7 protein-coding genes are annotated in these 12062 nt (G+C 55.8%); 4 read left to right on the top strand and 3 right to left on the bottom strand.

Features of this window, described 5'->3' with window-relative positions:
* Positions 1-471: 471 nt before the first annotated feature.
* Positions 472-1116 carry a ParA family partition ATPase gene (gene parA / locus ACIOTN_RS10835; protein ID WP_047117786.1) on the bottom strand — a complete coding sequence of 215 codons (645 nt, stop codon included), beginning with the start codon at positions 1114-1116 and terminating at the stop codon, positions 472-474.
* Positions 1117-2418: 1302 nt separating this feature from the next.
* Positions 2419-3846 carry a hypothetical protein gene (locus tag ACIOTN_RS10830; protein WP_402735341.1) on the bottom strand — a complete coding sequence of 476 codons (1428 nt, stop codon included), beginning with the start codon at positions 3844-3846 and terminating at the stop codon, positions 2419-2421.
* Positions 3847-4671: 825 nt separating this feature from the next.
* Between ACIOTN_RS10830 and ACIOTN_RS10825 the strand changes: the two genes are divergently transcribed.
* The 4 genes from ACIOTN_RS10825 to ACIOTN_RS10810 all read left to right on the top strand — a co-directional run bounded on the left by ACIOTN_RS10825 (position 4672) and on the right by ACIOTN_RS10810 (position 10968).
* On the top strand, positions 4672-7602 hold the full coding sequence (locus ACIOTN_RS10825) for a CshA/CshB family fibrillar adhesin-related protein (protein ID WP_402735340.1): 2931 nt from the start codon (positions 4672-4674) through the stop codon (positions 7600-7602).
* A gap of 68 nt (positions 7603-7670) precedes the next feature.
* The gene (locus tag ACIOTN_RS10820) at positions 7671-9074 is read left to right on the top strand and encodes a SpaH/EbpB family LPXTG-anchored major pilin (RefSeq protein WP_402735339.1); all 1404 of its coding nucleotides are present in this window, start codon (positions 7671-7673) and stop codon (positions 9072-9074) included.
* A gap of 106 nt (positions 9075-9180) precedes the next feature.
* Positions 9181-10089, top strand: coding sequence for a class C sortase (locus ACIOTN_RS10815; protein WP_402735338.1), 909 nt, complete (start codon positions 9181-9183; stop codon positions 10087-10089).
* Positions 10090-10557: 468 nt separating this feature from the next.
* Positions 10558-10968: a DUF4259 domain-containing protein gene (locus tag ACIOTN_RS10810; protein ID WP_402735337.1), complete on the top strand. Its 411-nt coding sequence runs from the start codon at positions 10558-10560 to the stop codon at positions 10966-10968.
* Positions 10969-11117: 149 nt separating this feature from the next.
* Here the strand turns inward: ACIOTN_RS10810 and ACIOTN_RS10805 are convergent, their stop codons facing one another.
* Entirely contained in the window at positions 11118-11912 is a 795-nt protein-coding gene (locus ACIOTN_RS10805) for a DUF4240 domain-containing protein (RefSeq protein WP_402735336.1), read from the bottom strand.
* Between the last annotated feature and the right edge of the window lie 150 nt (positions 11913-12062).

Raw genomic sequence — 12062 nt, 5'->3', positions numbered from 1 at the left:
TAATTGAGTCCAATTGCTTATCGGCCTAGCTAGTACACCATGACGGTCCAGCTGCCGGCTGACTTCGGAGATACAAAGCACGATATACGCATTTGAACAATTCGTAGGTGCGTGTGCACCGTGGAACGCTGCAAAGATAAGCTCTTTGGGCAGTCTGAATGCTTGGAAAAATGAGTGCATGAGTAGATGATGATCTACTCATGCACTCAAAAGATGATTTACATTTTGATGTGTTTACTCTTCAGGGAGTGACTCAATATATTCAGTCAAGAACTCGCGAATGCTTTTGTGTTCACTGCGAGCCACATGGATTTTCAGCTTCGTATGCAGGCTTTTAGGTAGTTCGAAGTTCACTCGTGTCAGCGGTTCTGCGGGAGCGGTGTCCCGTAAACTAGCCATCAGCCGGCTCTTCTCGTTTTCGGCTCGCTGGCTTGGACGCCCTGCGCTGAGCCCGGTTCTACTGTTGCTCATTTAGACAACCTCCTGCTCAAGGATGATCGACTCAATTTCAGCACTCAGTGCAAGCATTTCTCGGGTGCCCTCGGATCGAGGGAAGTCTTCAATCACTGTAGACCCACGCGCAGCTGTCCCTGGGTAGTCGACACGCTGGAAAATCTTGGATTCAAGGACCGGCAAGCCATAATCCTCGAGGATCGCAGAGACATCCTTGCTGATGTTTGAACCGGTGATCGCGCGGGATACGACGAAGGCCGCCTTGAGTTTCCCGTCGGTGACCTCGATGCGCTGCTTGACTAGGTCAACCAGATCCTCTGTGGCCCAGATGTCATACGGCGAGGGCTGCACGGGAATAAGGACAAAATCAGCAGCCTTGATCGCAGAGACAGCAAGGTCACTAGCCTGCGGGGCCCCATCGATGACGACGAAATCGACCTTGGCCAGGCTTTTGACGTCGCGTTCAATGGTGGGGCGATCGATGCCCACGACGGACACGGGGTGCTCTTCCCTGACTGCAGCCCAGTCCCGGGCGCTTCCCTGAGGGTCTGAATCCACCAAAAGCACAGAGCGGCCAGTGTGCTGCAGTGCGGTGGCTAGGTGGGTGGAGATCGTGGTTTTCCCAGCTCCGCCTTTTTGGTTCAATACGGCAATCGTTTTCATAGATTCCTTCCGCTGCACAGAGGTGAGTAAATACGGATTTACATATAAGTGTATCAGCACAAATGAGTAAAAGTGCATTTACGCACACGTGTGAAGGGCGATGGCGTGAGGCGCTTCTCCCCCATCGAATACATGAGAAATCGTCTGGATGATCATTTGATGATTTACTCAAAACCGTACGAATCCGATATTCCGGCTGGCCGTGGTCTGAGGGTTCAAGCATTGGTTGAGTCGGCCTTTAGATGGATTGGCGAGCACAAGGACCGATAAAGTGGTGTCTTGCTGCAGGTCGTCAATACACCGTCCATCAAATGAGTAAATGAGGTTTCGCGTATGTATTGCGCTGAGGGTGACAGGTTGAATTCACTCCAAGGCACTCAATCATTTCCAAGGGTCGGGATTGCGCTTTAGAGGACCATGTGCCCTGAGGAAAGTATTGCTTAAATGTTCATTTGATACTTTACTCAAAAACGTACAGATTCGGTGCCCTGGGCCACTGGCGGCTGAGGGGCAAATATTAGTTGAATCAATCTTGTGGCGGATTATGCGCGCACGGAGCAATGTGGGGGTGCTTTGCTTCATTACTTCAAATGAGTAAATGAGAACCCTCGCATAAAAAGCTTGGGGAGGGTAAATCAGATTCCCGCCAGGCCATTCAATTTTTTCGCTGAGCGTGGTTGCGCTGCAGGAAGTGCTCAAATGATAAAATGAGTAAAAGTGTAGATTTGGTTGAAATTTCGGTGGGGAGTGGTGCTTGGGCTGCGTTCGCTCACTGGTGCAAAAATCTTCATGAGTGAGCGGGTAAGGAATCAAATGCTCTTTTGAGTATTTTCTCTCTATGCCTATGGCTTCAACGCCGAGTTTAGCGTTCGGATGCTTCAGGGAGCGGTGTCAAGCATTGGTGGAAGTCGCCCTGGATTGCATCAAGATTTCGCGCAAATGGTCATTTGAGTAAATGAGCGGATACTTCATTATTGGCGGGGATGGCATTTGGCAGGGGAGTCCACTTGGCCGGCAGAGCCGTCATGAGCGCTGTGAATGGAAATGTGAAAGTTCGAGCCGATTCCTGGGAGCGTGTGATTCGATCTTTTTGGCAGTGACCAAATGATGATATGAGTATTTGCGCAAAAACGCGCCAACATCTCAATGCTCGGCGTTACCGGTTTATCCCGCGATAACTGTTCGATATGCGCCATGGCTGCAGCAAACCTACGATCCACCAAGGAAGAGATAGCGCCAGGAGGCTAATAAATCAACATTTGAGTAAATGTTCGTATGAGCTAATGATGTTAGGGATCACCTTCAGGTCGATAGCGCGCGTGCCGCTGACAGCGCTGCGCGTACTCTGGCTGCCCCGGTTGCTGCAGCACTTTGGTGTGCCGGGCGTCGAGCTTGGTGTTTTGCCCGCCGGTCGGCGGCGGCCCGTGCGGCAGCGTGGGCTCGGTTGCTTTCCGCAGCGGCTCGCTGGGAGCGGCTGGTCATGACTTCACCGTTCGGAGTCATCCACTGGCGGAGGCGGTAGAGGATTGCTGCGCGCAGGATGCGGCAGTAGTCGATGTAGGACTGAGTGTCACGATCATGCTGGGGGAGTGCACCCCATGCTTCCTTCCCGTGCAAACCCGGGCTGGTACGCCAATCCAAAGCATGGTGAACATCTGAAATCGTCCATCCCGCATCGAAAAATGGTTTGACCATGTTCAGCACGTTTTTCTTGGAAAAACGGGCCAAATCTGGCATCAAACGCAAGATTTCAGCGGCAGCCGATAACCCCTGACTTCTCGAGCTGATGCGTCGGTTGGCTGGCCACAGGGTGACTTGTCGCTGATCGCGGTGGTGAGTTCGCACGGCGTAGCCGTGCCCATGATGTTCAGTGCCGCGCAGCGGCTCAATCTGGGTGTTTTTCTCGAGCGCGCGCGTGTAGGAACTTACTTCGTAAGTGGTTAACCCCCCTACGGGGAGGGGTTCTAAGTTATTTCCACAGGTACCAGCGGCGCCTTGTGTGTGGGCACGCCGCGCGGGGGTCGTGTCTGGTGTGTCTTGGGGGCGTAGGCCGAGGCCGATGGGGCGGGTGATGACGTAGACGGGGGCTTCGTTGGTGGCTGGTTGGCCGGCTTTGGCGGCGTAGGTGGCGCTGCGGCCTGAGGCGACGATGCCGAGTAGGCCGTGGGTGCGTAGGAATTTCAGCGCGTTGCCGACGGTGGCGCGGCTGACGCGGGCTTTGGTGGCGATGGTGTCCCAGGTGATGCGGACGGTCATGGTGGTGTGGTCGGTGTAGCGCAGGAGTACCCAGAGCACGGCCATGATGTTGCGTTGGCAGTCGGCGCGGCGGCACAGCAGCTCGTCCAGGGAACGGGCGGCACGCCAGGCTTGGGCGGTGTGATCGACTTTGCGGCTTCCCTGGGGGATCGCCCAGGCAATCGCGCGGGGGGAGGTTTCCTGGGCGCGGGAGACCCGCTTGATATGTACCGGGGCGGGGGTGTGGGCGTGTTTGGCGGCGAGGGCTTCTTTGGCCGCGTTGAACTGTGTTTTTCCCTTGGCGCTGAAGGTTTGGGGGGTTTCTGCCTTGGTGAAAGGGCGGTGTCCTTTGGCGGTGTGGGCGAGGATTGCGGCGATGCGGCCGTCGGAGGGGCGGGTGCACCAGCGTGGTTTTGTGGTGTGGATCGCGGTGTTTTGCGGCGTTTCTTTGGTGCTGGTGCTTGATTGGGCGCGCTGAGGCGCTACTATAGACACATAAGTCCTTTTCTCTTTGGAGGGTAAAGGAAGGGGAGCGTCCGGCTTGGTAACCGGAAGCTTCTGGTCAATCTGGTCTGTCTAGGTCGGCAAACTCATGCAGATCAGATTCGAATTCTTAGGTAAGCCCGCGCACTGCGCGGGCTTTTCCTTTTAAGGCTTATCGATAGGCAGTTTTCCTTCGTCATCCTTTACGGGAGCCCAAGCAGGTAGGCCCCGTTCATCAAGTTCAAGGTTTTCAATCATAAGATCGAACATGGCTGCACCTGACAGCCCGGCTTTGGATGCCAGGTCAGTGAAGAAATCCTTATTCTTCCGCTGGACCTTCCACCCCAAGGCGATGGGGTCGTTTACGGACCCTCGGGGTCGTCGTGGTGAAGTCATAGTCCTACAATACGAGATAGCGACATCATTAAGTCCGATGTGACACGCTGAATGTCGGTGGTTAAAAATTACTTTTTCGGATGCGCCTAAGTAGACCCGGTACGTTTCGACATAGCTTGAACCACTGCTTTGTTGAGTTGATCCCAGCGAGCCAGTTTCCCGACTTTCCCGCAGGGCCGATTTCGTGAGGAACATTACTATCGGCAGGGAGATTATTTTCGTTAGCCGTTCTAGCTTAAATTTTGTGTGATCTGTAAGGTGAAGTACAGCTAACGTTATACGCGTAACGTCACCTCACGTGAGAGCAGATTTACGACTCTGCACCACCCAGTCCGGCACAGCACCGTTGCTCGCCGGTAGGTGTCTCGCTATTGGGGCCAGCTCTTGTCATTTCATATTCAAGCTGACCGCTTACCTCCCAGATCTTGATCGGTGTTTCGTTTGTTTTTCCGTGCCAGTTCATCGCCGCAACGTGTGCTCGCATCCGTTCTCACTTTGTTCCTGCTTCTCGCACTGCTACCTGCGATTGCTGTTTTTTCAGCGTCTCCGGCGCAAGCAACCTATGCAACCGGCGGTTCAGGGCAGTACAAAGGGCTCATTGACTGGGTGCAGTGGGGCACCAACGGGGGTGCCATTGCTGAAGGCACTACGAAGAGTACGACTCGTACCGTGGGCGGTCAGTCGTTGGTTACGAGTTGCACTATCACCAATATCGCCGGCCGCGCATCCGTAGCGAACAACTCGAGGCTGCTCGCGTATCGCCCGGGGTCCTGGCAGAACGACGGACTCGACGACCTCTACAACATTGGCGGAACTGGCGGATCAAACCAGCTGATCAATGGCATTACGCATGCAATTGATAATGACCGAGCCACATTCAATATCAACTGTTCGGCAACCTTGGACGGTGTCACAGTGCCGCTAGGTGGTCTGGTCTTCGCTGATGCTGAAGCAAGCAACTCCAATGCCAGCTCGACCCGAACTGAGTTCGTATCAGCACGACCGCTGCAAGGCACGGTGGACTGGCGCATCATTGAGCGCTTCCGCAATGCCTCATGTAGCACCGCGAATGCAGTCAACGCTCAGCTCGCCAGTGGAACCCTGACGTTGCGACCCACTGCAGGCGAGTGCGCTGGTGGCGGCCCCATGGCGATTGCCTACATGAAGGGCTCCAATTCGGCGGCGGTTACCATTCAAGGCGGTGGAAAGAGCGCTGTAGCCCTCGGTGTGGTTTTCGAAGCCGACTTCGGCGATGCACCTGCCAGCTATGGTGAGGCTGGTGCCCTGTTCCAGCGTGAATGGAGCGGAACAAAACTATCCGAGGGTGACAACCTCGTTTTCGGACCCAACTTCCAGCTGGGGGCGCCGATCCAGCCGTTGACCCGGCTCGGTGCCACCATCGACGCAGATCCGAACCACCAGGCAAGCCCCGGAGCTACCTTGGATGACACCACCAACGTGGATGATGAAGACGCCGTAGGGGATTTAGGCACCATTAATGCGGTGCCGGGTCAGAACTATACTCTGAGCTCCGTGCAATGCACTGGCCCGGGATATGTGGCTGGATGGATCGATTGGAACTTGAACGGCAAATTTGATGCTGGCGAGCGTTCAGCCGCCGCCGAATGCACCGGAAGCTCGGTTGCTCTAACCTGGGCGGTCCCCAACGATGCGAAAAAAACGACAGGGGCGGCACTGAGTTTTCTTCGCCTACGTATTGCCGCCACCACCGCAGAGCTGGCCTCGCCTACTGGCATGACACAAACCGGTGAAGTGGAAGACCATGCGCTGAAAATTAACGCCCCGACCATCACCGTTCAAAAGAACATCGAACGCCGTGTAAGCTCCAATGACCAGTTTGCCTTGTCATTACGGCAAGGGAGCACCACGTTAGGCACCGCGACCACGAGCGGCAATAGCACAGGACTACAAACGCAACAGGTTGCATCCATCCCGGTACTTCCCGGGCAGACCTATGCCTTCGGCGAAACCATGGCTGCAGGTTCTGCTGGGGTGCTCGCTGACTACAACAGCCAGTCTCAGTGCACCATCAACTATTCGGGTAGCAGCAGCGAAGCCCTCCCCGTGCAACAAGGTTCTCAGGGAACTATTGCAGTTCCTGCCTACCAGGCCGCCAAAGGCGTTCCCACGATTAACTGCGTGATCAGCAATGCAGCTAAAGCAGCAGATTTCACCGCCAACAAGGTCTGGATCATCAACGGTCAGCGGGTGAACCAGGGTTCCCAGCCGGAAGGGCTCTCAGCTCAAGCCCGAGTTACCGTGAACGAAGCTCGCGACCTTGCCTGGGGTACCAAGCTTGAGGGCATACGTTCGGGGCAAAGTATTAGTTTTAACGAGTCCACGAGCATTGCGGCTGGAATGCCTGGCTGCAAGATCACCGACCAGAAACTCACCCAGCTCAACGGGGCTAGCGTCAATCGTGCGTTGCCCGCTGATCTGACGATGCAAACCGGATCGAACACAGCGACAATTACAAACACTGTCGACTGTGTTTCGACCGTGACGCTGTCCAAGCAAGTAGTTGGCGGTGCTGCGGACCCTCAATCTTGGACTTTGAGCGCCTTCAATCAGGCCGGTGCAGCCACAATCGAAGGCAAAAGTGGGGTCCGTGCAACGGTACCTGCGGATCAACGACTGGAGCTTGCTGAAGCCGGGGGACCGGCCGAGTATGTCCAGGACGATTCACGCACCACGGCTGAGCGAACTGCGGCTCCTCGATCCACCGGTTCCTGGCAGTGTCTAGCCGTCGACGCACAGGGTAAAACTGTGGCCGGGATACTTCCGGAACGTGCCGGCACCAACGGCACTGTGACGCCTCCGCTGGGAGCTGATCTTCGGTGCACCGCGGTGAACCGAACAGCGCAGATGACGTTGTTGAAGTTCGTGGAGAACGTCAATGGTACCGGTACCGCGCAACCGTCTGACTGGGAACTCACCGCCACACCGAAGGCAGGCATCCCAGGGCTTGCGGATCGCACCGTTGCCGGTTCCTCAACCTTGACATCCAACACTTTCCTGGTGCGTCCCGGGCATGAATACGCCGTGAATGAATCTAGCGATTTAGGTGGCTACACCCAAGTTGCTTTCGAAAAGTTCACGGGAACCGATCCAACCCAAGAATCCCAGCTAATCGACCCGCGTAATTGGGCCAAGGCCGACCGTAAATCCATCAGTGCAGCCGTAGAAACCCATACGGTATATCGTTTCGTCAACCGAGATGTCCCAGCGTTTGCTCTGCCTCTCACCGGTAGCACCGGTTCATGGATCTATGTTGTCGGCGGTGTCTTGATTGCTGTGATTGCTGTTGCTGCAGCGATATACCGTTCACGCCGCTCTCGCAAGGACCTCTAAAGACCACGGGTGGCATCCCCGTCACTTGATGCCGGAATATCGATTCATCACCAGAAGAAAGGGACACCATGTCCTTGACCACCCGCCGCGCACCGCGCGGTCTGCGCCGCCTCGCGGTCGGTATGGGTGCACTGTTGGCGGGGACGTCGTTGGTTTTCACCGCGGCCATCCCAGCCTCAGCAGCACAGAACATCGACCCGGAGGCCACCGGTTCCATCACCGTCCACAAATTCGAAGAGCCGACGACCCCGACCGGTTTGGAGAACAACGGTACCGCGGTCGACACCTCCGGCCTGACCCCGATCTCCGGGGTGACTTTCACCGTCCAGCAGGTCGATGTTGATCTTACGGACGATGCTTCCTGGCAGGGTCTGGAAAACTACACTGTCTCGGAGGCACAGGGCAACCTGAAAGCCGGGACCGAGCAGTCCAAGGCCACCGGTTCGAACGGCGTAGCAGCATTCACCAGCCTGCCTGTAGGTCTGTACTTGGTCACCGAGTCCAGTGTTGGTTCAAACAACATTCCAGTGCAGGGCGAGCCGTTCTTGGTGACCATGCCGTTGGCCGTGGACAACGACTGGCTGTACGACGTAAATGTCTACCCTAAAAACACCGTCACTGGGTTGGAAAAGACCGTTGATGACTCCGCTGCCTATGTTATTGGCGACAACGTGAACTTCAGCTTCACCGCGAAGGTACCCTCAGTGCCAGCGGCCGAGCCGATGACCGCATTCGGGATCTCCGATACCCTTGACAGCCGCTTGAAATACGAGTCGGCAACCGTCGCAGTTCAGGGAGCAACCCTTGGTGCGGGCGACTACATCATTGGTGCCACCGGGCAGCAGTTCGAACTGTCTTTCACCGCGCAGGGCCTGAGCAAGCTGCGCGCTGTTCAGGGCAACACTCTGACCGTCAACATGGTGACCTCAGTCCAGTCCCTAGGCAACGGAGCGATCACGAACCAGGCTCAGATCTACATCAACGACCCCGAATCTGGGTACGACTCGAACACCGTGAAATCCTCCTGGGGAGCCTTGACGTTGGAAAAATACGCAGCCGAGGACACCTCGCTGTTCCTGACCGGGGCTGAGTTCCAGCTCTACGCCGTAAACGGTAACGGTGACCGTGTCGCTGGCCCACTGCAGGATGTCACCGACAACAACGACACCTTCACTACCGGCGCCGACGGAACTTTTACCATCAACGGTTTGAAAGCTGGAACCTATCAGCTCGTGGAGACTAAAGCACCACTTGGATACAAGCTCGATGCGACTCCTATTCCAGTAACCGTTACTGAAGGATCAGTGTCCCAGGCAGCCCAAGTATCGGTCTCCAACGATCAGGTCCCTCCGTTCCAGCTCCCGCTGACTGGTAGCACCGGAACTGCATTGTTCGTCGGTGCAGGCTTGGTATTGGTCATCGGTGGCGTTTTGCTGGCGACCGTGCGCAAGCGCCGCGAGCAGCGTAGCTAGTACTTCACCGTAATAGCAGAGGGGTGCCTCACGTATCAGTCCAACTGGTCGTGAGGCACCTTTTCTGCACAAGTATTTGACGGTCTAACGGATGAAAGGAGAACGCATGGACTCGAAGACTGCATCAAAGCCGGCCGGACGGCATGCAGCCAGAAAACATGTCCAGCTGTTCTCGGTGCTTATTGCGACCATGGTGTTCTTGGGAAGCTGTGTGGCCTTTTATCCATCGGCGGCTTCCTGGTTCTCCGCCCTCGAACAGACCAAACATACAGACCGCTATGTCGATGTCACCGACTCGCTAGCCCCCTATATTAAAGATGAGCAGCTGCGTGAAGCGCAGCAATACAATGCGTCGCTGGCTGATGGAACGAGAATTGTTGACCCGTTCGCTGCGGTGCAGAAGAAAACTCAAAAGACAGATGATCCGTACTGGGATTTGCTGGATCCAAATGACGACGGATTGATGGCGCGCCTACGGATCCCGAGTATCGACGTAAAGATCCCGGTGTATCACGGTACCGCCGAAGATGTCCTACTGGAAGGCGCAGGTCATCTTGAAGGCACAGCCTTGCCTGTAGGTGGACAAGGAACCCACGCGGTGATGACCGGGCACCGCGGTCTACCGCAGGCAGCAATGTTCACCGATCTGGATAAAGTGACCGTAGGCGATGATATTGAAATCGATGTGTATGGCCAGACTCTGGTGTATCGCATCATCGATAGTTCCGTAGTACTTCCTACCGAAACAGAATTGCTTCGTCCGCAAGTAGGGCGCGATCTGATTTCCTTGGTGACTTGTACTCCCATCGGAGTGAACTCACACCGTATTATCGTCACTGCCGAACGTGTATTGCCAACTCCTGCAGATGCTGGGCAAAGTGTCGACTCTATTGGATTCCCATGGTGGGCCCTCGGGTTGGGGCTCAGCGCAACAGGTTGCCTATGGTATGTGTTCTATACCCGTTCTCAGAAGCCGGCCGCTAGAGTTTCGAGATCTGTCCTCGTCTCAGCATGACCCGATTATCTGTGAACTACACGGCTTCAAGAAGTCGATTCGTATGGCCCGGGTCGAAAGCTCGAGACTGGAACCCACCGTTTTTCTAATTTGTCTCACTACTAATGGCGCAAACGCGGCGCTACGCCATGGGTTACAACACATAGCTGTGAGAATCTCGGACCCTTGAGTTTCCGCGGATTTTTCACCGGGGGAGTGGTATCCGTTGAGACGTTTTGCAACTCTTAGGTTGTAAGACGTTTGGGGGCCTAGATCTGACTGCGGTGTTCATGCCCTATGCGGCCGGTTTTCTAGCATGTCTGTTGCTATCCGGATTTGAGAGCCAGGGTTGGCTAGAATCGCTGCTCAAGAGTAACTGGAATCTCTGCAGCCGCGCATGCGGTTCGTGCTTGGTATTCTGAAAGCCACGTGGGAAAACTCAACTAGACCGATCATCGGTCGAGCAAATCGAATTAGGAGCAAGCGAATATGGCTGCTTGGGATGTCTCGGTATTCGGGAACGATGATGCCGCTGACTTTGGGTACGAGTTTGACGACGCCACCACCGTGGCCGAAGTTGCGTCCGTGATCGAGGAAGCACTAGACACAGTCCTTGGCTCGACGACAAAGGTTGATGAATCCGACGGGGCTAGAGGCTTGGCTGCCGCCGCCCTCGTTGTTGCCTGGGACGAACCGGAGATGCTTGAAGGCACTGAAGATTACGCGCCTCAGCCGTGGCCACGGAGCGCGGATCCCCTGCCTGGACATCTTGTGGTAAAGGCCGCAGCCGTACTTGACCGGATGAAGAAGAAGAACGAGCTGGCTGAATTGTGGTCGGAATCGGGCCAATCAGTTGATTTTGCGGCCGAAATCGCGCGCTGGCGATCCCGCCTGAGCTGAGCTAATGCATCCTTGGATGGTTTTAGGCTTCCGCCTAAGAACACGCGGAAACTCCTGCGGGACGGTCGAGCATTTATACTTTGGTGCTGCGTGTGGCGAGCTGATGTGTCACAGAACTTCGCGATAATCTGCACACTGCGTTTACCACATCAGGGAAGGGGTTCGAGATCCGGATAGAGACTCTCGACTTCGTCCTCGTCCCATGCTGTCCCCGTGGGTTCGCCGCCCGCAATGGTCGACGGGCTCTGCGGGTAGTCCTTGTACAGATTCCGGCCGCCGCTGGCCCGATAGTATGCGTCTTCACCAACGTAGGACAACCATTCCCCAGCATCGCTCTCGAAGGCGGAGCTTAGACGTCCATCGTTCAACACCTGCAGATCCCGTTGCACGGCCTTGAAGTAGTCTCGGCCCTGGCCGACCACCCAGCTGCGGAAGTACTCGAAGCAGTCGTCGGAGCACCCGCCGTTGAGCACATAGGCAGCGCCCCATAATTCCCAAGAGTTGAGCTCGAGGTTCTTGGAGACGAACCTTGCGTTAAAGGAAGCGACCTGCGCAGGTGGCAAATTCGCAAGGATGTCTTCAAGCTCGGCAGCTTGGCGCTCAATGCTTCCATCCGAGGCTTCCAGTGAGCGGTCAATGATGTCCCAGAATTGGTTTTCCTGCATGAGCCGCAATTCCGGCTCGACCGATGGCGAGGGCAGGGAAGCCGTCGGTGTTCCAGACGTTTGGGGAGCGGGCTCTGGTGGAGGGGAAGTACGGGTTGTTTCCACCGGGACCGTGCCGGTACCTTCGGCTGCAGTCTGTTCGCCGCACCCGCCCAGCATCATGGTCACCCCTACCAATACTGCGACTGCACCGGACTTGGCTCTTAGAGCGCGGGTGTGGGTGTCTGCCTGGTGAGGTCCATGTCCAGCTTCGCCGCTGGCGTGGTTTGTAGTTTTCATGGTCCCTCAGGGTTCGTAAGTTCAAATGCGGCCAGGTTGCGCTTCGGGAAACTCTACCGGCACGACTCGGGAACCACTAGCAAGCCTCAACCTTCTTTCTCGAGGTCATTCTATTTGAAGTGAGTGACGATACCGGTTTCCCAGGGACTT

The organism is Glutamicibacter sp. NPDC087661, assembly GCF_044743275.1.
Classification (GTDB): domain Bacteria; phylum Actinomycetota; class Actinomycetes; order Actinomycetales; family Micrococcaceae; genus Glutamicibacter.
Note: the sequence above shows the minus strand (reverse complement) of the source record. Positions and strands in the feature narration are given on the sequence as shown.

Excerpts from the sequence above, each read along its gene's own strand:
- ACIOTN_RS10820 (WP_402735339.1), top strand. The coding sequence starts at position 7,671 with ATGTCCTTGACCACCCGCCGCGCACCGCGCGGTCTGCGCCGCCTCGCG.
- ACIOTN_RS10815 (WP_402735338.1), top strand. The coding sequence starts at position 9,181 with ATGGACTCGAAGACTGCATCAAAGCCGGCCGGACGGCATGCAGCCAGA.
- ACIOTN_RS10805 (WP_402735336.1), bottom strand. The coding sequence starts at position 11,912 with ATGAAAACTACAAACCACGCCAGCGGCGAAGCTGGACATGGACCTCAC.
- parA (WP_047117786.1), bottom strand. The coding sequence starts at position 1,116 with ATGAAAACGATTGCCGTATTGAACCAAAAAGGCGGAGCTGGGAAAACC.
- ACIOTN_RS10810 (WP_402735337.1), top strand. The coding sequence starts at position 10,558 with ATGGCTGCTTGGGATGTCTCGGTATTCGGGAACGATGATGCCGCTGAC.